This window comes from Pseudomonas sp. TREG-RG-20F-10-E-6-01, from assembly GCF_022662455.1.
GTDB lineage: Bacteria > Pseudomonadota > Gammaproteobacteria > Pseudomonadales > Pseudomonadaceae > Aquipseudomonas.
Map to the genome: position 1 here is coordinate 322,174 of NZ_JAKNQP010000002.1, position 18,517 is coordinate 340,690.

Genomic DNA, 18,517 nt, shown 5'->3' on the forward strand with positions numbered 1-18,517 from the left:
GTGCCAGCTCCGTGGCTATTCGTAAGAAAAGGCGACAAACCCTGTCAGCCTGAGTATTTCCAAGACGGCGATTTGTCAGGTCGCGAACAGGTAGGCTTCGACATCCATCCCCGCGTCGCGCATCTGCGCCAGCTTGTAGCGCAAGGTGCGCGGGCTGATGCCCAGGCGCTCGGCGGCTTCCTTGCGGCGGCCGCGCTCGGCACGCAGGGTGTCGATGATCATCTGGAATTCGCGGCGACGCAGGTCGTCGCCCAGGGCGCCGCCAGACTCGGCGTCGGCCACGACCACCGGTGCCGGCGCCAGGCTCGGCAACGGCGCCGCGCCACTGCCCATGGCCAGGCAGAAGTCCTGCGGCTGGATCAACCCGCCCTGCTGCAAAATCAGCGCGCGCTGGATGGCATTGTCCAGTTCCCGCACATTGCCGGGCCATGGGTAGCTGATCAGGCAGGCCTGGGCCTCGGCCGACAGCCGCGCCTGGGCATGCTTCATTTTTTTGACGTGGTTGTTCAACAGGCGCTCGGCCAGCGGAATGATGTCCGCCGGGCGCTCACGCAGCGGGCGCCAGGCCAGCGGGAACACCGAGAGCCGATAGAACAAGTCTTCACGAAAGCGCCCCGCCGCCACTTCGCCCGCCAGGTCGCGGTTGGTGGTGGCGACCACGCGAATGTCCAGCTGGATGGGCTTGCGCGCGCCGACGCGCTCCACCTCCCGCTCCTGCAGCACCCGCAGCAGCTTGGCTTGCAGGCCCAGGGGCATTTCCGAAATTTCGTCGAGCAGGATGGTGCCGCCGTCGGCCTGTTCGAACTTGCCGGCCTGCGCGGCAATGGCGCCGGTGAACGAGCCCTTTTCATGGCCGAACAGCGTGGCTTCGAGCATGTTGTCGGGAATCGCCGCGCAGTTGATCGCAATAAACGGTTGTTTGGCGCGGCCCGACTGCTGGTGAATGTAACGCGCCAACACCTCTTTACCGGTGCCGGACTCGCCGGAAATCAACACGGTTGAATCGCTGCGCGCCACCCGGGCTGCCAGCTCCAGCAACTGAGCGCTGGCCGGCTCGAAGGCAATCGGGCCTTCACCCTCGGCATTCGACACCACGCCCAGCGCATGCCGGGCGACCAGCTCGATCAGCGCCTTGGGCTCGAAGGGTTTGACCAGGTAATCCGCCGCCCCCTGGCGCATGGCGTCCACCGCCCGCTCGACAGCGCCATGGGCTGTCATCAGCAACACCGGCAGTTGCGGCTGGCGCGCGCGCAACAGGCCGAGCAACTGGTGGCCGTCCATGCCGGGCATGTTTACGTCACTGACCACCAGGCTGAAGGACTCTTGCTCAACGGCCTCCAAGGCATCCTCGGCAGAACCGACCGCCCGGTAGTCATGGCCCGCCAACAGCAGCGTGTCAGCCAATGCTTCACGCAGGGCGCGATCGTCTTCGACCAATAAAACCTTGATAGCCATAGTCCTTTTACTCCGCGCTTGCCGCGCTGGAAAACAGCGGCAAGGTCATCAATGCACAGGTGCCACGCCCCAACCGGGAGTGCAGCTGCAATTCTCCCTGATGTGCACGCGCCACTGCCTTGACCACGGTCAGGCCCAGGCCCGTGCCGTTGGTCTTGGTGGTAAAAAACGGTTCGCCCAGGCGCTGCAGCACGACCGGGTCGATGCCGCTGCCGCTGTCGCTGATGCACAGGCGCAGGGTTTGGTCGCGGGTGTAGAGGTGCACTTTGAGCCGCGCACCCGGGCCGCTGGCCTGGGTGGCGTTTTCGATCAGGTTGAGCAACGCGCCGACCAGGGTGTCACGGTTGCACAACAACTCGCCCAAGTGGCTGTCGCACTGCCAGCGCACGTTGACGTCCTGGATATGCGTGGCGGCTGCCGCTTGCAGCGACTGCATCAGCGCGGATGGCGTGACGCGGTCGGTCAGCGGCAATTCGCCGCGGGCAAACACCAGCATGTCGCGCACCTGGTGCTCCAATTCATGCAGGCGTTCCTTGAGGCGACCGGCAAATCGCTGGTGGGTGGCGGCTGGCAATTGCTCATCAGTCAAATGACTGGCGTAGATCAACGCGGCCGACAACGGCGTGCGGATCTGATGCGCCAACGAAGCGACCATCCGCCCCAGCGACGACAAACGCTCATGGCGCGCCAACTGGTCTTGCAAGTGACGGGTTTCAGTCAGGTCGTTGAGCAACACCAACTGGCCGGGCTCGGCGTCCAGGGAACGGGTGGCGATGGACAGACGCCGACCGTCTTTGAGGGAGATTTCATGGCCGTCGTCTTCGCGCGGCGCAAAGCAGCGTGTAATCACCTGGCGCCACAGCTCGCCTTCCAGCGGCTCGCCCAGCAAGTCACGCGCGGCCGGGTTGGCTTCGCGGACACGGCCCATTTCATCGATGACGATTACGCCGCCGGGCAACAGGTCGAGGAGGTTTTGCAGACGGTTGGCCAGACGCTCTTTCTCGGCCAGCTCTTGCATGCGCTGGGCGCTGACCACTGCCAGCTCGCCTTTAAGCTCGGAAACCCGCGCTTCCAGCAGACTGTAGGAGTCGGTCAGTTGGCTCGACATCTGGTTGAACTGCGAGAACGCCTGTTCAAGACCCTGCCGGGTCAGCGGCTCTGCGCACGGAACCAGCCCAGGAATAGCAGGGGCTGTAGAAAGTTTGGCGGCGTGGGGCATCATGCTCTCTCGCTGGCTGACCGTCAGTTAAACGGAACGTTGCGAGGGCTGTAGCAATACCCGTGCCGAAAAAAATAGACCTATCTATCAGTCAGTTAAAAAACAGGCGTCAATCATCCGCCTGTTCGTCACCTTCGCGACGGCTCATGCCGTACTTGCGCATCTTCTCCACCAAGGTGGTGCGACGGATGCGCAGGCGCTCAGCGGCGCGCGCAACAATGCCATTGGCATCGTCCAGCGCCTGCTGGATCAGGCCTTGTTCGAGGCTACCGAGGTAGTCCTTCAAGTCCAGGCCTTCGGGCGGCAGCATGGCGGTGGAACCGAAGTCCGGCGTATGGCCGTTGATGGCCACGCGCTCTTCCAGGTCACTGCGCAGGCTGTCTACCAGCTGCTCGTCTTCGTCGTCGACGTAGCGGAATTTCTTCGGCAGCTCGACCACGCCAATCACACCGTACGGGTGCATGATGGCCATGCGCTCGACCAGGTTGGCCAGCTCACGGACGTTGCCCGGCCAGCCGTGACGGCACAGGGACATGATCGCGGCGGAGTTGAAGCGAATCGAGCCGCGCTTTTCGTGTTCCATGCGCGAGATCAGTTCGTTCATCAGCAGCGGGATGTCTTCCACGCGCTCACGCAGCGGGGCCATCTCGATAGGGAATACGTTGAGGCGGTAGTACAGGTCTTCGCGGAAGCTGCCGACCTCGATCATGCTTTCGAGGTTTTTGTGCGTGGCCGCGATGATGCGCACATCGACGCTCTGGGTCTTGTTGCTGCCCACGCGCTCGAAGGTGCGCTCCTGCAACACGCGCAACAGCTTGACCTGCATCGGCAGCGGCATGTCGCCGATTTCGTCCAGAAACAGGGTGCCGCCATTGGCCAATTCGAAACGCCCGGCACGGCTGGTGATCGCCCCGGTAAAGGCGCCCTTCTCGTGGCCGAACAGTTCGCTTTCGAGCAACTCTGCCGGGATCGCCCCGCAGTTGACCGGCACGAAAGGCCCGTCGCGGCGCTTGGAGTGGTAGTGCAGGTTGCGTGCGACCACTTCCTTGCCGGTACCGGACTCGCCGAGGATCAATACGCTGGCGTCGGTATCGGCCACTTGCTGCATCATCTGGCGCACGTGCTGGATCGCACGGCTGGTGCCGACGAGGCTGCGAAACAGGTTGGGTTCGCGATGACGACCGCGCTCGCGGGCCTGGTCATACATCTCGCGGTAGACCTGGGCACGGTGCAGGGAGTCGAGCAATTTGCTGTAGCTGGGCGGCATTTCCAGGGTGGAAAGCACGCGGCGGCGCTGGTCTTCCGGAAGGTCCACGGAAGAAATATCGCCCATCAGCAACACCGGAAGGAACTCATCCCAGGTAGACAGTGTCTTTAACAAGCCCAGAACTGCGCCAGGAGCGTTGACCGTCCCGATCAACACACAGATGACTTCGCGGCTCGACGACAAAGAGCTGACCGCCTGCTGCCAGTCATGGCTACCGCAGGGCAAATTTTCTTCACCAAGAAAATTCAAAATTACCGCTAAATCGCGGCGGCGGACGCTATCGTCATCAATCAGCAGAATTTTGGTTTCACGCCACATGCAATAGCAACTTCCCTAGTAAAACGCTCTGCCCCAGAGTGAGGGCAATCTAGACGTTTGTAAGATTTCTTACCCTACTAGACGTCTGAAATCTGAAAACAGCACTAGTTAAGTCAAAAATGCTGGCACAGTCAAATATATGACGCGCCGTTCGGATTAACTGAGCCCATTCAGCCGAACAGATGGTAAACCTTTGACGCGCTTTCCGCTCGGTTGATCTGCGACATCTCTTCGAAAATCGCCTGGCGTTCGCCAGTCGTCACCTCAAGCAACTGCTGATACACCGCCAGCAAGCTTTGCAGCTTTTCCCGCAGGGCATCCTCGTCCACCGGCGCATTGTTGAGCGCCTCATCGATCACCGCACGACACCCCATATCCAGTTCGCCGATAGCGTCCCAGTTACGGTGGGCCAGTGCGTCAACCAAGGCTTCGCGGGTCTCGTCAATCCGTTGCAGGGCGTGGCTCATGACATCATCCTCAGGCCAACAGGCCTACAGTGTTGCAATACCGTCCCAGCCTTCCTTGAGCGTAATCATCAGGCCGGCTACTTCGTCGATCATGGCGACATCGCTCTTGCTGTTGGCTTCCAGCAGGCGCGTGGTCATGTAGGCATACAGATTGTCCAACTGCTGCAACGCGGCCGGATCATCGGTTTTTTCCGGATTAAGGCCATCACGCAAGCCGATCAGGATGTCGATCGCCTTGCCCAGCAGCAAACCTTTTTGCGCGATATCACCACGAGCCATGGCGCCTTTGGCCTGAGCCATGCGATCCAACGCGCCTTCCATCAGCATCTGGACCAGACGGTGCGGGCTGGCTTCGGAGATCTGGGCATGGGAATTGACCTTCTGGTATTGGCGAAGGGCTCTCATGGGATTCATGTTTCTACCTCGTGACAGGCAACAGCTAAATAGGATGGGCTCTGACTAATATGTCGACTGGGTCGCAAAAAACTTTAACCGCAAGTCGGCTGAAGGCGGCGCCCGATGGCGGTAATCACCAGCGGGCGGCTTCATCGGGATCAACTGTCCGAAGACGTCTTGTTCAGCGCGTTGAGCGTGCTCATGACACTGGAACGCTGACTGGTGAGCTGGGCCACCAGGTTGTTCATCGTCGTGTACTTGGCGGTCAGGCTGGTCTTCAGGGCAGCCATACGCGCGGTCAGGGTGTCCTGCTGGTTCTGCAGGTCCTTGAGATCGTCCGACAGCGTCGACGAACGCGTGGCCAGCACGCCGGTGTTGCTCAGTGCATAGCTGTCGGTCGCGCTTTTCATGCGCGCCAGCAAGCCATTGTCACCGTTGAAAATGCCGCCGATGTCGGTGGGGTTGGTGGCAATCGCTGCACCGAACACCTTGTCGTCGATACTCAACTTGCCGGTGCCGGAGTCCGTGTTCACGCCAAATTGCGCCAGGGACTTCAACGTGCCCGTGCCCGTCATTGCGTTCAGCTCGCTACGCAACGCGGTCTGCAGGGAGCGCATGGTGGCATCGCCTGTCAGCGCAGCGCGCGTGGTGGAACCGTCCGCGTTGGTGGTGACCGCGGTCTCGGTGTTCATGGCCGTCATCAACGCGTTGTAGGTGTCGACAAAACCCTTCACCGAACTTTTGAGGGTGTCGTTGCTGCGGGTGACCGTGATGGTCGATGACACGCGCGTAACGCCGTCAGGGAGCGTCCCCGTGACCCCGGCAGGCAGAGGCGACACCGCCGTCAACTTGATGCTCACACCACTGATCGCCTCGGTCAGGGTATTGCTCTTGGATTCCTGAGCCGTGCCGTCAATGGTGTATTTAGCGTTTTGCGGTGGATCACCCACAACCGACGAACCCGCTTCCAGGCCGGAGTTACCCCCCAGGGTAATGTCCGTGCCGGCGCCGGTATTGGTCGAGGTCATGACCAGGCGAGAACCGGTGGCGTCAGTCAGGATGTTGGCACTCAGGCCAACACTGCTGTATTGCGCGTTGATCGAGTCACGCACTTGTTGCAGCGTCGCGCCTGGCGGAACACTGACCCCGTAACTCTGACCAGACTGGGAAATTTCCAGGGTCGTCGCGGTGGTGCCGGTATTGACGACGGTTTTCGCGCCGGTTGAATAATTCTGAGTAGCAACCTTCGAGGCGGTCGCCAACTGGTTGACGATCAGCTGATAACTGCCCGCAGAGGCACCGGCACCCAAGGTCACGGTGGACACGTTGGCATCCGACGTCGTCGCCGTCAGGCCGCCGATACTGGCGTCCTTGGTCATGTTGTCCATGGCACCACGGAAGGCATCCAGCGCGGCTTGAATCTTGCCGATCGAGGACAGCTGGGCAGTCGACGTTTGCGTCTGCTTGTTGATCTGCGATTGCTTCGGCGCCTGTTCCGCGTTCACCAATGCCGTCACGATCTGCTGGGTATCAATGCCCGTAACGGGGCCGCTAACTGATATATCACCCATGATTCTTCTCCTGATCCGGGGCTGGCGCTTTATTGACGGACGACGCCTAAAGCAGCTACAGCAACAAAATTCATGCCAGCTCAGACTTTGGCGTCAAACAATACGCTGCTGGCGTCATGAAGGCTTTGTGCGAGTTTCAATGCCGTTTCCGATGGGATCTGACGAATGACCTCGCCGCTTTCGGTCGCTATGACCTTGACGACTACCTGATGGGTGGAGTCATCAATGGAAAAGTCCAGGTTGCGCTGGGCAGCCTGGACGAATTTGCGAATATCCGTGACCGCCTGTTCAAGGTCGGACGGCTTCGAGCCCTGCTTGGGTTGGACCGTGGCAGCCAAAGGATCAACCTTGGTTTTCTGCGGGTCGTTGTTCACGGGAGCAGGAGCGCTCTGTGGCGCCACTGCCGGATAAGACAGGTTCAACTTCACGCTCATGTCCATGCCCAATCTCCTCATCACGCAAAAGACAAAAGGGCACGTAAACGCGCCCTTCCGTCATTCATCTACCGATGGCTATTACTGAAGCAGCTTCAGTACAGCGGAAGGCAGTTGGTTGGCCTGGGACAGGATCGCAGTGGAAGCCTGTTGCAGGGTTTGTTGCTTGGTCAGCTGAGCAGTTTCTGCAGCGTAGTCAACGTCCTGGATCTGACCGCGAGCGGCGCTGGAGTTGTCCGAGATGCTCTGCAGGTTGGCAACGGTGTTGTCGAAACGGTTTTGTACAGCACCGAGACCGGCACGCTGGGAGTCGATGTCCGAGATCGCCTGGGTGATCACGTCGATCGAGTTCTGTGCGTTGGCAGCAGTGGTGATGTCAGTGTTGTTGACGGTGGTTTTGGTGGAGTTGGCAGCAGTACCAGTAGCTGCGAACAGACCGGTCACACCGGCGCCGCTCAGCGAGTAGCTGCTGGAGGAGTTCAGCGACACTGCGCCAGTAGCGACGATCGGGCCAGCGTCCAGTGCAACGGCTGTGCCGAATGCACCGCTGCCGTCCTGAGTAGCAACCTTGACGCCTGCAACAGCACCGGCATCGCCAGCGTTGAAGGTCAGGTTCTCACCGGTATCGGACTTGACCGACAGAGCGTTGGTGGTCGAATCGTAGTTAACGGTGATGCCCAGTTTGGCAGCGTTGGACTTCAGCTGGTCAGCCAGGTCCGAAGTGCTGGTCACGCCAGTGAACTGGACAGCAGTACCGCTGCCGACTTTCAGGGTGAAGTTGGCGCTGGCAGGGCTGGCAGCAGCAATGGCAGTGGAGTCAACGGAGAACTGGGCAACGGTGCTGGCAGTAGCAGCCAGGCCGCCGACAGCGCCGTTCATTTGAGCAGCGATCTGCTTGGCGGAAGCGCCGGCAGCGATGGTCAGGTTGGTCGACTGGCCGCCACCGGTAACGGTGATTGCGCCGCCGGCAACGCCGGTTGCACTTGGCGCTACGCCTTGAGTTTTCAGCTGCTGCGAACCAATGTTGTTGGCTGCAACGTTACCGATGCTCATGTCGATGGTCTGGTTGGCGTTGGCGCCGACCTGGAACGAAGTAGTACCGAAAGAACCGTCCAGCAGGTTCTTGCCACCGAAGGTAGTGGTGGTAGCGATACGGGTCAATTCAGCAGTCAGCGCTGCGTATTGAGCCTGGTTCGACTTACGGTCTTCAGCGCTTGGCGAGCCGTTGGCAGATTGCAGAGCCAGGGTACGCATGCTTTGCAGGATGTTGGTGGACTGCTGCATTGCGCCTTCAGCGGTCTGAGCAATCGAGCTACCGTCGTTGGCGTTTTTGATTGCAACGCCCAGGCCGTTGATCTGGCTGGTCAGACGGTTGGAGATTTGCAGGCCGGCCGCGTCGTCTTTGGCGCTGTTGATACGCAGGCCGGAGGACAGACGCTGCATGGAAGTTTGCAGGGCGCCGGAAGCCTTGTTCAGGTTGTTCTGAACGTTCAACGAAGCAAGGTTAGTGTTTACTGTTAAAGCCATGACGAAATCCTCGTGGGTGGTGTACTGCGGCTTCCGGCCCTGGCAACCGCCGGGTGTGGCCTAGAGAACCTTCGTAATAGTTATCGTCGTGAATGCAGGTTGCTTGAGGACTTTTTTGATTTTTTTTACTAGCAACGGGCCATCCTTTGTAATTCAAGCATTTACGATAGCCCAAACGCCCGCAAATGCTGGGTTTTCTGGCGCCAAATAAAAAACGCCCAGGCTTTTACAAGCCTGGGCGTTTTTGTGTGCAGCGCTATCAGGGCATCACGGACGATAGAGAATCGCTGAACCCCACGACAAGCCAACCCCAAATCCGCTGATTGCGACACGCTTCCAGTCGCCGTCCATCATGTGCTTTTCAAGCAGCAGCGGAATGCTGGAAGACACGGTATTGCCGGTCTCGACCATGTCCTTGATGAATTTCTCCACCGGGGCGTCTTCAAAACGCCGCGCCACGGCGTCGACAATCGCCGCACTGCCCTGGTGAATGCAGAAGGCATCGATTTCGTCAGCCTTGAGCTGCGATTCGTTGAGCAGCTCATGCAGATGCGCCGGCACTTTGAGCAGGGCAAAGTTGAACACCTGGCGGCCATTCATGAAAAACACGCCATCGCTGACCTTCAGGTGCGGCGCGCCGGAACCGTCAGTACCGAACTTCGACTTGCCGAGCAACCACGGGGCATCTTCACCCATCCAGGTGGCAGTGGCGGCATCGCCGAAGAGCATGGTGGTGTTGCGGTCTTCCGGGTCAACGATCTTGGAATACGGGTCGGCGGTGATCAGCAGGCCGTTTTTCAGGCCGGTGGCTTCCATGAAGCCTTTCATCGCGTAGATGCCGTAGACATAGCCCGAGCAACCCAGCGAGATATCAAACGCCGCCACATGGGTCGGCAGGCCCAGTTTGTCCTGGACGATGGCGGCCGTGTGGGGCAAGCCTTCCTCATCGCCGTTTTGGGTCACGACGATCAGCGCGTCGATCGACTCGCGCTTCAAATCAGGGTTGTTGGCAAACAAGGCGTTGACCGCCTCGACGCACAGGTCGGAGGTTTCCTGCGCAGCATCCTTGCGCGGCAGGAACGCCGAACCGATCTTGCCAATGATGAAGTCCTCATCCTTGGCGAATTTGGCGCCCTGGGCGTAGTTATCGACCCCGTCTGCCGGCACGTAACTGGCGATGCTTTTTATGCCAATCATTGTGGCTTCCCAATACTAAATAGCTGGATAACACCCCTCGGGCTACGCCGGGAGCGCTGACAATAAAGGGGATAACCCCGTAAAAATATCGCTGAAAGCCCCCGCGCAAAGACCCTGCGACGACTTATCCTTTTCACACGATACAGTGAAGATGCGCTTTATGACTCACAGGTCACTCAATTTTGTGCGCTTTGTGCAAAACCCTGCAACATTCTCGGCCCCAGAAACGACAACGGCCCACCCTGTTGCCAGGGTGGGCCGCTTGTACGCTCGCCGGTTACATGCGGCTGAACAGGCTCAACTGGGAGATCTTCACAAACGCCAGCTGCGAAGCCTGCAGCATGGTCTGCTGCAATGTCAGGTCAATGGCCGCCTGGCCCATGTCAACGTTCGCCAGCGATGACATGGTGGAGGTGTTGGCCAGCCCCAGGCTGGTGTTTTCCTGGCTCTGGATATCCAGGGCGTTCTGGCGGGCACCAATCGAGCCACGCACCTGGTCGATCTGCGCCGAAGCGTTGGCCAGGTTACCGATGGAGGTATTGATCACGTCCTTGAGATTGTTCATGGCCACCGGGTCGCCATCTGCCGGGGTTTCCAGCGCCTTGCGCAGTTGGCCCAGCGTGTCCAGGGCGTTCATGTTCTTGTTGCTGGTGGCATTCACCGAAAACTGATCACCCGCCCCCGGCGCGCCGCTTACATCGAAGGTCACCCCGGCAGCCGTGATCGACGTCGCGCCGGTCGCCATGGTGCCCGTGGCAATCGACTTGCTGTTAGCCGAGTACGGCTGGGCGTACACCTCATAGTCATTGCCGCTGGTGAACTTGATCACCGCGCCCGAGTTCGGAAAGGTGCTGGCGTAGGCTGCCTGGTCGGTGACCCGGCCACCGGTCAACTGCGCCGTAGACGGATTACTGGCTGTACGCGAACTGCTGAACGTGTCCGGCTTGCTCTCCAGCGTAAAGGCCTTGCCCGCCACCAGCGCGTCAGACGGCGCGCCCGAGGCCACATCAGACCCAAGGTTCAGGCTGATGTCGAACTTGACCCCGCGCAGGTTGACGCTGGACGCGCCTTCCTTGGTGGAATCAAATGTGCCGTTACCGGAGATCTCGGACGTAACGTCGTTGCCGTCCTTGTCGGTCACGCTGTATTGGGTACTGCTGGAGAAGGTCAGCTTGTACGGCTGGCCATCGGCAAAATTCTTCGTGTAAGCGGTGCCCGAGGTGACCAGGCCCGCCGAAATCGCGATTTTGCCGTCGTTGACCGCCGGCGGCAAAATCGTCGCCTGAGTGCGACCGGTGTTGCCGGAGCTTTCCAGCAGCGTCTTGCCGGTATCGCCCGCGGCAACCGTCAAGTTGCTCGACACTTGCAGGCTCAGCGGCGTCTCATCACCCTGGTAGGTGTAGGTGCCATCGTTGTTACGGCTGTAGGGCGGCGTGTCGGTCTTGGCCCCGGAAAACATGTAGTTGCCGCTGGAATCCTTGGTGTTGAGCAAACCCAACACCTGGTCTTCGAGCGCGCCGACCTGAGCGGCGATAGCCTTGCGGTCGTCATTGCTGAGCTTGAGGTTACCCGCCTGCAACGCCAGGCCGCTGGCGGTTTGCATGGCCGTGTTGATGCTCGACAACACGCTTTCCTCGTTGGTCAGCGAGTTTTGCAGGCTGGTGATGTTGCCGTTGTACTGGCCCAGCATATCTTTCTGCTGTTGCAGCATCAGCAATTGCGCGGCGGCTACCGGATCATCCGAAGCGGTCTGCACGCGCACGCCGGAGCTGGCCTGGTCCTGAGCCTTCACCACACCCGAATAGTTATCCTGATATTTGGCGGAGCTGGTGTCGAAATACTGCTGTGTAGAGATACGCATCGTTCCAGACTCCTTTAAAGGGCGTTGATCAGTGTGCTGAAGGTTTCTTGCGCGGCCTTGATGATCTGCGACGACGCGGTGTAGTACTGCTGGAACTTGATCATGTCGCCCGCCTCCTCGTCCAGGTTGACCTGGGACACGGAGTCGCTGGCCGCCTTGTTCGCGGCCAGCAATGCGCCGGTGGCGGTGCTGTCGGTGTTGGCCTGGGCAGCCTTGGAACCGACTTGGGACACCAGCCGGCTGTTGGCGCTGACCAAGCTCACGCCCGCATTGCCATCCACCGCGCCGACCGTCGCCTTGGTCTGCAAACCCAGCAATTGCTGAGCGTTGCGGCCATCGGAAGTGGCGCCGCTGTTGAACGAAAAGGTCGTGCTGTCGCCGTTGGCGGGTGCGCCCGCCACCGTGGTGTCGAAACTGAAGCTCTTGCCTGGAATCAACGTACCGCTGGCATCACGCATTGGCACACTGATAGAGACCTTGTTGCCCTGGCCCGGAATGATGCTGCCGGTGCCGATCGAGTTGCCCTGGGCATCGCTCACTGTGTAGGACTGGGTGCCGTCTGCCGCAGGCTTGCCAAACACCATCTTCACTGGCATCGAGTTTTCGATCCCGGTGCGCAATTGCGCGCTGGCGGCGCCACCATTGATATCGATCGGCAGCGTCAATGTCGGTGGTGTGAACGTGCCGGTGCCGGTGTTGGTAGTGCTGGAATTACCGGCCAGTGGTGCCGCGAACGCGAGCTTGTTCGGGTCCTTGAGGTCGACACTGATGTTGCTGGCCCCGGTCGCCGTCGGGCTGACCTTGAAGCTGTCACCGGCAGCCATCGGCCCCTTGCCATCCAGTGCCAGGGTGAAGCCGTCGATCACGGGCGGCGGCGTGGTGGTGGTGTCGAACGAGCCCATGGCTTTGCCGTCGGAGCGCACCACGTTGTACTGGTTGCCGCTGGTGAAGGTGACTTTGTAGTCGAAGGTCGAGAGCTTGCTGCTGTCGGCAATCGTCACATTCAGGTTGCCCGAGCCTGCGCTGTTGCCCGAGGCTGCCTGGCTACGCTGGGTGATGGCCGCGGCGCTGTTGATGTCGCTGAACAACGAAGAACCGAAATCGCTGTTCAGGTCCAGGCCCTGGCCCAACTGGCTGTTGACGCTGTCAGCGGTGGCAATGGCAATGCGGCCCAGGTCATTGATGGCCGGCATCAGCGCATCACTGCGATAACGCAACAGGCCGCCGATGCTGCCGCCGGACACCACGTTGCCGATGTCCATCGGCGTGTCGCCCATGTTGAGCTGAATGGTGTACTGGCTGTTGTCGGTTTTGCTCGGCACCGCCGAAATCGTGTTGGCCACACCGCCTTCGACCAGCGACTGGCCGGTGCCGGTGGTGATGCTGAACTGGCCGTTCTTCTCGGTGGCCGTTACGCCGATCAGCTCGTTGAGCGAACGCACTGCCTCGTTACGCGCATCCAGCAGGTTGGCCGGCGCACTGGTCGACGAGCCCTGGGCGGTTGAAATTTGCGTGTTCAGCGAGGCAATCGACGACGTCAGCTTATTGACCTGATCACTCATGGTGCTCAGCTGACTGTTGATGCTTTCTTTTTGCTGGGTCAGTTGGGTGGAGATCGCGTTGAAGCGGTCGCTCAAGGTCTGGGCGCTGGTCACCAGCAGCTGGCGCGCGGACACGTCGCTGGGGGTCGCTGCCGCGGTCTGCAGGGACGCGAAAAACGCGCTGAGCACGGCAGACATGCCGGTGGACTTGTCAGACAGGGTCTTGTCAATCGCAGCCGCCTGGCCCGCGTAGGCGGTGGCGTCGCTGTTGAGGGCCGTGCTGCTCTGGTAAGCGGCGCCCAAGAAATCGTTATAGATGCGGCGCACATCCGCCAGGGTCGTGCCGCTGCCGATGTACACGCCACCGTACTGATTGCTGGCGCTGGCGTTCTGGGTGGTCTGCTGACGCGAGTATCCCGGGGTGTTGACGTTGGCAATGTTGTTACTCAGGACCGACAACGATCCTTGAGCGGCGTTGAGCCCCGACATCCCGATATTGAGCAAACTCATGATTCAGACCTTATAAATGAGTGGAGGCGCCCGCGGCAGCGTAATCCTGGTAACTGTTCATCGTTTTGGCGATCTGCGAAATCTTGCTGGCGTAGTCCGGGTCGGTTGCATATCCGGCTTTTTGCAACTCGCGCACAAACTGTTCCGGGTTGTCGGCTGATTTCACAACTTCTTTATAGCGATCATTGCTTTGCAGCAATGTCACCAGATCGTGGAAGCTGTCCTGATAGGAGTTGTAGGAACGGAACTGCGCCGTTTCCTTGACCATCGACCCATCACGAAACTCGCTGGTAATTGCACGCGCCTGGCCGCCCTGCCAACTCTGCCCGGCCTTGATGCCGAACAGGTTGTGACTGCTGCTGCCGTCCTCGGCGCGCATCACTGATTTGCCCCAACCGGTTTCCAGCGCGGCCTGGGCCACCAGGTACTTGGGATCGACACCGATGCGCGCGGCGGCCGCCTTGGCCATCGGCAGCATGGTGGCGACAAATTCATCCTGCGAGCTGAAGGCTTTCTTCGCCGGCGCCAGCGGTGGCTGAGCGATGGCGCGGCCATACACCTGCATGCGCCCGCTCGGTACGGCAATGCTGCGCGCGCTGCTGTTGACCACGTTGTCGGCGGCGGCGCTGTTACGCAGCGGCGCGCTCTTGGCATCGATGGCGACCGGCGCGTTCGGCACGATACCGGCCAACAGACGGTCAGTCAGCTTGCTCGGCAAGGCGATACGGCGCTGGTTCATCAGCTCCATGTCGTTGGCGTGCGTGCTCGCGCCTTCAGGCACGGCCACGCGATAAGCCCACAGCGGACGCTGACCGTTGGAGCGGCCCAACGGCCCTGCGGCCTGGGTGCCTGCGGCGATTTCAGTCGGCACATCGACCTTCTTCGCCGGCGCTTGCGCCGCCTCCGGGCCCTGCAACGTGGCCGCCTGGGCGTCCACCGGCTTGTTCTTCTGCATCTGGCGCATCAGCACGTCGGCCAGGCCAATACCACCGCCTTCGCGGGACATCGAAACCGCCAACTGCTGGTCGTACATTTCCTGGTATTGCTTGGCCGCCGGCGTATTCAGCGGGTTGTCCTTGCCCAGCGCTTCCGTGGCCGAGCGCATGGACTTGAGCATCTCGCTGAGAAACAGCGACTCGAACTCCTGCGCGACTTTGCGCATGTTGCCTTCGCTGTTCTTGTCGGCGCCGACCTTGAGCTGGTTAAGCCGGTTCAGGTCGGAGTAAGACCCCGAATCCGCCGTGCTGCTGATCCCGCTCTGGCGCATATCCATGACCATGGCTCAGATCACTATCAGGTCGGCTTGCAAGGCGCCGGCCTGTTTCAGCGCTTCGAGGATCGCCATCAAGTCGCCTGGGGCTGCGCCCACCTGGTTCACCGCGCGGACAATCTCGTCCAGCGTGGTGCCGGGGCCGAACTTGAACATCGGCTTGGCTTCTTGCTGAGCATTCACCCGCGACCGCGGCACCACCGCCGTCTGGCCATTGGACAAGGGCCCAGGCTGACTGACGATCGGGTCTTCGGTGATGGTCACGGTCAGGCTGCCGTGGGTCACGGCCGCCGGCGATACCTTGACGTTCTGACCGATCACGATCGTGCCGGTACGCGAATTGATGATGACCTTGGCCACCGCCTGGCCTGGATCGACCTCAAGGTTTTCCAGGATCGACAGGTAATCGACGCGCTGGCTTGGGTCCAGTGGCGCGGTGACGCGGATCGAGCCGCCGTCAATGGCCTGGGCGACGCCAGGGCCGAGCATGTCGTTGATCTTGTCGACCACGCGCTTGGCGGTGGTGAAGTCCGAACGGTTGAGGTTCAAGGTCAGGCTGTTGCCCTGGTTGAAGCCGCTGGGCACGGTGCGTTCCACCATGGCGCCACCTGGAATTCGTCCGGCAGACGGCACGTTAACGGTGATCTTCGAACCGTCACGGCCCTCGGCGTCAAAACCACCGACCACCAGGTTGCCCTGGGCGATGGCGTAGACATTGCCGTCGATACCCTTGAGCGGCGTCATCAGCAACGTGCCGCCGCGCAGGCTTTTGGAGTTACCGATGGACGAGACGGTGATGTCCACCACCTGACCCGGCTTGGCGAACGCCGGCAGATCGGCACTGATGGACACGGCCGCAACGTTTTTCAGTTGCACGTTGCCCGAACCCGCCGGCACCTTGATGCCAAACTGCGAGAGCATGTTGTTGAAGGTCTGCAGGGTGAACGGGGTTTGGGTGGTCTGGTCACCCGTGCCGTTAAGCCCCACCACCAGGCCGTAGCCGATCAGTTGGTTGGAGCGCACGCCGGAAATACTGGCGATGTCTTTCAACCGCTCAGCAAAGGCCCCTGTGCTCAAGGCCAGCAACAACGCGGCAGCCATCAGCTGTTTGAGTTTCAAAGTGGCCACCTAGAAAGGGAACAGCGGGCTAAGGAAGAAACGGTCGAACCAGCCCGGCTGACTCGCATCAGCAAACGAACCCGTACCCGAGTAGGTAATGCGCGCATCGGCAATCCGCGTCGACGGCACGGTGTTGTCGGTGGAAATATCATCGGCGCGGACCATGCCCGCAATGCGCACCAGCTCGTCGCCGGTGTTGAGAGTCATCCACTTTTCACCGCGTACGGCGATGATGCCGTTGGGCAGTACATCGGCGACGGTCACGGTGATCGAACCGGTCAGGCTGTTGCCCTGCCCCGCCGCACTCTTGCCGTTGGTGGCGCGGTCGCCGCTATAGCCGGCGTCCAGGCTCAGGTCACCGCTGCCCAGCGGGTTATTGGTGTTGGGCACGCCACCGAACAGCGACGTCAGGCCAATGCTGGTCTTGCTGGTCTTGCCGATCTGCGAGTTGGCGTTTTTGCTGGCCTGGGTTTTCTCGTTCAGGGTGATGGTGATGATGTCACCCACGCGGAACGCCTTGCGGTCGCTGTACAGGTTCTGTTCGAAACCGGCCTGGTAGATCGAGCCATTGTTGGCCGCCGCCGGCAACGGCGTGCGCGGCAACACCGGCGCGTAGTACGGGTCATTGGGTTTTGGCGTCGGGGCGACACAGCCCGCGAGCACGGCGATCCCACTCAATGCCAGAACAGAAACATAGCGATTCATGACCCTTACCTCACGGTGTTGCAGGCGCCGTCGATGGCGCCCCATAGACTTGATTACAGATTCTGCGTTACGAACGAAAGCATCTGGTCGGCGGTGGAAATCACCTTGGAGTTCATCTCGTAGGCGCGCTGAGTGGTGATCATGTTGACCATCTCCTCAACCGTGCTGACGTTGGAAGTTTCCAGGGTGCTTTGCAGCGTGGTGCCAAACCCGTTCAGGCCAGGGGTGCCGATTTGCGGCGCGCCGCTGGAGGCGGTTTCCAGGAACAGGTTGTTACCCATCGCTTGCAGGCCGGCCGGGTTGATGAAGTCGGCGGTTTGCAGGTTGCCGATCACTTGCGACGCCGGGTTGCCGGCCACGGTGATCGACACGGTGCCGTCGTTGCCGACGGTAAAGGTCTTGGCGTCCGCGGGAACCACAACAGCCGGCTCCAGGGCGAAACCGTTGGCCGTGACGATCTGGCCATTGGAGTCAAGGTGGAACGTGCCGTCACGGGTGTAGGACGTGGTGCCATCGGGTTGCAGGATCTGGAAGAAGCCGCGCCCGTTGATGGCCATGTCCAATGGCTGACCGGTTTGCTGCAGGTTACCGGCGCTGAAGTTCTTCTGCGTGCCAACGATCTGCACACCGGTACCCAGTTGCAGGCCCGACGGCAATTCGCTGTCCTGGGTCGATTGGGCGCCCGGCTGCTTCTTGATCTGATAGAGCAAGTCCTGGAACTCGGCGCGGTCACGTTTGAAGCCCGTGGTCGACACGTTCGCCAAGTTGTTGGAAATGGTGGTCAGGTTGGTGTCCTGGGCGGACAAACCGGTTTTGGCAACCCATAGAGCCGGAAGCATGCTGTTCTCCTTCGTGCGCCTGTTTGTTGGCGCTGCGCTGCAAAATTAGTAGTCGGTCAGTAACGCGCCAATCAGCTCATCGCCAGAACGCGGGTCATGGCCTGGTCGTCTTCCTTGGCGCTGTTCATCATCTTGATGTGCAGCTCGAACTGCTTGGAAAGCGACAGCACCGCGGTCATTTCTTCAACGGCGTTGACGTTGCTTGCCTGCAGGAAGCCCGACGTCAGCGTGACGTTGGCGTTCGCCTGGGCCGGCTGGCCATCCTTGGTGTGGATGGTGCCGTCCAGGCCCTTGGTCATGTTCTTGAGGTCCGGCTGGACCAGCTTGATGCGGTCCACTTCAGCCATGACCCGCGGGCCTTCGCCCATGGCGCGGATGCTGATGGTGCCGTCGGCCCCCACTTCGATTTTCTGCTGCGGCGGCACCGCAATCGGGCCACCGTTGCCCATGATCGGCATACCGTTGCCGGCCCGCAGCACGCCCAGCGCATCCACATTCATGCTTGCGCTGCGCACGTAGGCTTCACTGCCATCGGGGGTTTGCACGGCCATCCAACCGTCGCCGCTGACCGCTACATCGAGGTCACGACCGGTTTCGATCATGGCGCCCGGGGAGAAGTCGGTGCCCGGACGCTCGGTCATGGCAAACGCGCGCGCCGGAAAGCTGTCACCAAACACCGGCATCGAACGCGCCTGCTCCAGGTCACGCTGAAAACCGTTGGTGGAGATGTTCGCCAGATTGTTGGCATGGGCCTTCTGCGCCAGTGCATTCTGGCTGGCGCCGGTCATTGCCACATAAAGGTACTTGTCCACGCTCTATCC

General features: G+C 60.6%; 16 protein-coding genes. All 16 read right to left on the reverse strand.

Going from position 1 to position 18,517, the window contains the following annotated elements; all coding sequences use genetic code 11:
• Window positions 1-75 precede the first annotated feature (75 nt).
• Entirely contained in the window at window positions 76-1,455 is a 1,380-nt protein-coding gene (locus tag L8K08_RS07885; RefSeq protein WP_242195626.1) for a sigma-54 dependent transcriptional regulator, read from the reverse strand.
• A gap of 7 nt (window positions 1,456-1,462) precedes the next feature.
• Window positions 1,463-2,674, reverse strand: coding sequence for an ATP-binding protein (locus L8K08_RS07890; protein WP_242196384.1), 1,212 nt, complete (start codon window positions 2,672-2,674; stop codon window positions 1,463-1,465).
• A gap of 109 nt (window positions 2,675-2,783) precedes the next feature.
• The gene (locus L8K08_RS07895) at window positions 2,784-4,259 is read right to left on the reverse strand and encodes a sigma-54 dependent transcriptional regulator (RefSeq protein WP_071483261.1); all 1,476 of its coding nucleotides are present in this window, start codon (window positions 4,257-4,259) and stop codon (window positions 2,784-2,786) included.
• Window positions 4,260-4,429: 170 nt separating this feature from the next.
• Window positions 4,430-4,726, reverse strand: coding sequence for a flagellar protein FliT (locus L8K08_RS07900; RefSeq protein WP_145158887.1), 297 nt, complete (start codon window positions 4,724-4,726; stop codon window positions 4,430-4,432).
• A gap of 24 nt (window positions 4,727-4,750) precedes the next feature.
• Window positions 4,751-5,140, reverse strand: coding sequence for a flagellar export chaperone FliS (gene fliS / locus L8K08_RS07905; protein ID WP_106576450.1), 390 nt, complete (start codon window positions 5,138-5,140; stop codon window positions 4,751-4,753).
• Window positions 5,141-5,280: 140 nt separating this feature from the next.
• The gene (fliD, locus tag L8K08_RS07910; protein WP_242195629.1) at window positions 5,281-6,693 is read right to left on the reverse strand and encodes a flagellar filament capping protein FliD; all 1,413 of its coding nucleotides are present in this window, start codon (window positions 6,691-6,693) and stop codon (window positions 5,281-5,283) included.
• An 80-nt stretch (window positions 6,694-6,773) separates the two neighbouring features.
• Window positions 6,774-7,133: a flagellar protein FlaG gene (locus L8K08_RS07915; RefSeq protein WP_242195632.1), complete on the reverse strand. Its 360-nt coding sequence runs from the start codon at window positions 7,131-7,133 to the stop codon at window positions 6,774-6,776.
• 75 nt (window positions 7,134-7,208) lie between these two features.
• Entirely contained in the window at window positions 7,209-8,654 is a 1,446-nt protein-coding gene (locus L8K08_RS07920; protein ID WP_145158893.1) for a flagellin, read from the reverse strand.
• 267 nt (window positions 8,655-8,921) lie between these two features.
• Window positions 8,922-9,851, reverse strand: coding sequence for a ketoacyl-ACP synthase III (locus L8K08_RS07925; protein WP_145158895.1), 930 nt, complete (start codon window positions 9,849-9,851; stop codon window positions 8,922-8,924).
• 277 nt (window positions 9,852-10,128) lie between these two features.
• A complete protein-coding gene (locus L8K08_RS07930; RefSeq protein WP_145158896.1) occupies window positions 10,129-11,712 on the reverse strand; it encodes a flagellar hook-associated protein 3 in 1,584 nt (527 codons plus the stop codon).
• 14 nt (window positions 11,713-11,726) lie between these two features.
• Window positions 11,727-13,763, reverse strand: coding sequence for a flagellar hook-associated protein FlgK (gene flgK, locus L8K08_RS07935; protein WP_242195637.1), 2,037 nt, complete (start codon window positions 13,761-13,763; stop codon window positions 11,727-11,729).
• Window positions 13,764-13,773: 10 nt separating this feature from the next.
• Window positions 13,774-15,042, reverse strand: coding sequence for a flagellar assembly peptidoglycan hydrolase FlgJ (flgJ, locus tag L8K08_RS07940; protein WP_242195639.1), 1,269 nt, complete (start codon window positions 15,040-15,042; stop codon window positions 13,774-13,776).
• A 3-nt stretch (window positions 15,043-15,045) separates the two neighbouring features.
• Window positions 15,046-16,134 (reverse strand): flagellar basal body P-ring protein FlgI, encoded by a 1,089-nt coding sequence (locus L8K08_RS07945; protein ID WP_145159575.1) that lies wholly within the window; start codon window positions 16,132-16,134, stop codon window positions 15,046-15,048.
• Between the two features lie 27 nt (window positions 16,135-16,161).
• The gene (gene flgH / locus L8K08_RS07950) at window positions 16,162-16,857 is read right to left on the reverse strand and encodes a flagellar basal body L-ring protein FlgH (RefSeq protein WP_003214607.1); all 696 of its coding nucleotides are present in this window, start codon (window positions 16,855-16,857) and stop codon (window positions 16,162-16,164) included.
• A 53-nt stretch (window positions 16,858-16,910) separates the two neighbouring features.
• Window positions 16,911-17,696, reverse strand: a complete 786-nt coding sequence (gene flgG / locus L8K08_RS07955) for a flagellar basal-body rod protein FlgG (RefSeq protein WP_005790105.1) — start codon at window positions 17,694-17,696, stop codon at window positions 16,911-16,913.
• 71 nt (window positions 17,697-17,767) lie between these two features.
• Complete coding sequence (locus L8K08_RS07960) at window positions 17,768-18,508, reverse strand: flagellar basal body rod protein FlgF (protein WP_242195642.1); 741 nt, start codon at window positions 18,506-18,508, stop codon at window positions 17,768-17,770.
• Between the last annotated feature and the right edge of the window lie 9 nt (window positions 18,509-18,517).